The sequence below is a fragment of the Polaromonas sp. P1_E1_2 genome (genome assembly GCF_056406035.1).
The window spans coordinates 1-2,444 of sequence record NZ_JBFUAZ010000626.1 but is presented as its reverse complement, the minus strand read 5'-3'; the positions used below and the strand labels follow the sequence as shown (position 1 = coordinate 2,444).

The following is a 2,444-nucleotide window of genomic DNA, read 5'->3' as shown; positions in this document are numbered from 1 at the left end:
GCGCCAGCCACACCTGCGCGAGCCGGTACCAGCCGTAAGGGCCCAAGGGCTGCAGGGCTGTGTTCTTTTGCAAGGCCTCGGCGGCTTCCTCAAACCGGTGCGCGTGAATATGCACCAGTGCCAGGCCATACCAGGCCTGGTCCAGGCGAGCGTCCAGTGCCACCGCGCGCTCAAAGGCCGGCCCGGCCTCATCATGGCGTCCCGCCTGCTGCAACACATAACCCAGGTTGAACCAGCCCGCGGCATGGCCGGGCCTGACGGCGGTCAATTGCTGCAGGCTGGCAACGGACTCTTGTGTGAGCTGGAGCTGCGCCGCCACATGGCCGCGGCTGGCTAGCGCATAAGGGTCTGCCGGGCGCAGTTGCAGCATCTGGTCAAAGACGGCCAGCGCGGCAGGCCGTTTGGCGCAGGCGAGCAAAAGCAGTGCGCGTATTTTCAGAAAACCGTATTGAAGGGCAGCGTCTATTTGCACAGTGCCACCCCGATCTCCAGGCAGATGCGGATTTTGGCGATGGCCGCAATGGCCCACACCAGCAGCAGCACCAAAAAGGCCACCAGCGGCAAGTGACGGTCCATCACGACCTGCGGAGATATCCAGCGTGCTGCCTTGACCCAAGGCAGGCCCACCAGCTGAAGCACGCGATAAAACGGATTGCTGTCCTTCGCCGCGCCTGCCAGCAGGCCTACTGCCCATTGCCCGGCCAACGCAAGCAGAGCAATTTCAGTGAGCAGTTTGATGGTAGTGGTGACGGCAAGCATGGCTCACGACAAACAGATGAAGGGATGAAGGCAACGATTCCGATTGTCATCGGAGGTATTGCCAATTGTTTACCGGGAAACCTCCTGCCATCGCGGGTTTTCCCTCGGTCGCGCGGTTCCGACGCAAAAAAAATGCGCTGCGAATCTCTCCGCAGCGCACCGTTTCAATTCATGTCAACCGTCTTCAGTTGGCCAGTTGCTTCCAGGTGGCGATCACCGTGTCGGGATTCAGCGAGATGGAGCCGATGCCTTCGTCCTTCAGCCACTGCGCAAAGTCCGGGTGGTCGCTGGGGCCCTGGCCGCAGATGCCGACGTATTTCCCCGCGCGCCGGCAGGCCTGGATAGCCCGGCTCAGCATGGCCTTGACGGCGGGGTCGCGTTCGTCAAAATCCTGGGCCAGGATGTCCAGACCGGAGTCGCGGTCCAGGCCCAGCGTGAGCTGGGTCAAATCGTTCGAACCAATCGAGAAACCGTCGAAGAACTCGAGGAACTCGTCGGCCAGTATGGCGTTGCTGGGCACCTCGCACATCATGATCACGCGCAGGCCCTGCTCGCCGCGCTTGAGGCCGTGCTGGGCCAGCAGGTCCGTGACCTTTTTGGCCTGGCCCAGGGTGCGTACAAATGGCACCATGACCTCGACGTTGACCAGACCCATGTCGTTGCGCACGCGTTTGAGCGCCTCGCACTCCATGGCAAAGGCCTCGCCAAAATCGGGGCTAAGGTAGCGCGATGCGCCGCGAAAGCCCAGCATCGGGTTTTCTTCCTCAGGCTCGTAGCGTGAGCCGCCGATCAGCTTGCGGTATTCGTTGGACTTGAAGTCCGACAGACGCWCGATCACCGGCTTGGGCCAAAAGGCTGCCGCGATCGTGGCCACGCCTTCGGTCACCTTGTCGACATAAAAGGCACGTGGCGAGGCATGGCCGCGCGCCACGCTTTCCACTGCTTTTTTCAGGTCGGCATCCACATTGGGGTAATCAAGAATCGCCTTGGGGTGCACACCGATGTTGTTGTTGATGACAAATTCCAGCCGTGCCAGGCCAACGCCGTGATTGGGGATCTGGCAGAAATCAAACGCCAGCTGCGGGTTGCCGACGTTCATGGTGATCTTCATGTCAATCGCAGRCATCTCGCCGCGCTGCACTTCGGTCACTTCGGTTTCCAGCAGACCGTCATAAATGTTGCCGGTATCGCCTTCAGCGCAGCTCACGGTGACGAGCATGCCATCTTTCAGCGTTTCGGTGGCGTCGCCGCAGCCGACCACGGCCGGGATACCCAGCTCGCGCGCGATGATGGCGGCGTGGCASGTGCGCCCGCCGCGGTTGGTCACGATGGCGSWGGCGCGCTTCATCAYCGGTTCCCAGTTCGGGTCGGTCATGTCGGTCACCAGGATGTCGCCGGCCTGCACCTGGTCCATGTCCTTGATGTCGTGCACGATGCGGACCGCGCCCGTGCCGATCTTCTGGCCGATCGCGCGGCCTTCTGCCAGCACGGTGCCGGTGCCCTTGAGCTTGTAGCGCTGCTCTGCCTTGCCCTTGGACTGGCTCTTCACAGTCTCGGGGCGCGCCTGCAGGATGTAGAGTTCGCCGTCGATGCCGTCTTTGCCCCACTCGATGTCCATCGGGCGGCCATAGTGGGCCTCGATGATCAATGCATAGCGGGCGAGTTGCTCGACGTCGGTGTCGTTC

At 62.1% G+C, this 2,444-nt stretch carries 3 protein-coding genes; all 3 read right to left on the bottom strand.

What is annotated here, in order from left to right:
• The coding region (locus AC1D1P_RS20935) for a tetratricopeptide repeat protein (protein WP_477674287.1) at window positions 1–472 on the bottom strand (472 nt) is incomplete at its 3' end.
• Window positions 463–759, bottom strand: coding sequence for a hypothetical protein (locus AC1D1P_RS20930; RefSeq protein WP_477670997.1), 297 nt, complete (start codon window positions 757–759; stop codon window positions 463–465). The genes AC1D1P_RS20930 and AC1D1P_RS20935, both read right to left, overlap by 10 nt.
• 184 nt (window positions 760–943) lie before the next feature.
• Window positions 944–2,444: phosphoenolpyruvate synthase (gene ppsA, locus AC1D1P_RS20925; protein ID WP_477674286.1), on the bottom strand; the 1,501-nt coding region annotated here is incomplete at its 5' end.

What these genes read in the sequence shown, in the direction of transcription:
- AC1D1P_RS20930 (WP_477670997.1), bottom strand. Translation starts at nt 759, where the DNA reads ATGCTTGCCGTCACCACTACCATCAAACTGCTCACTGAAATTGCTCTG.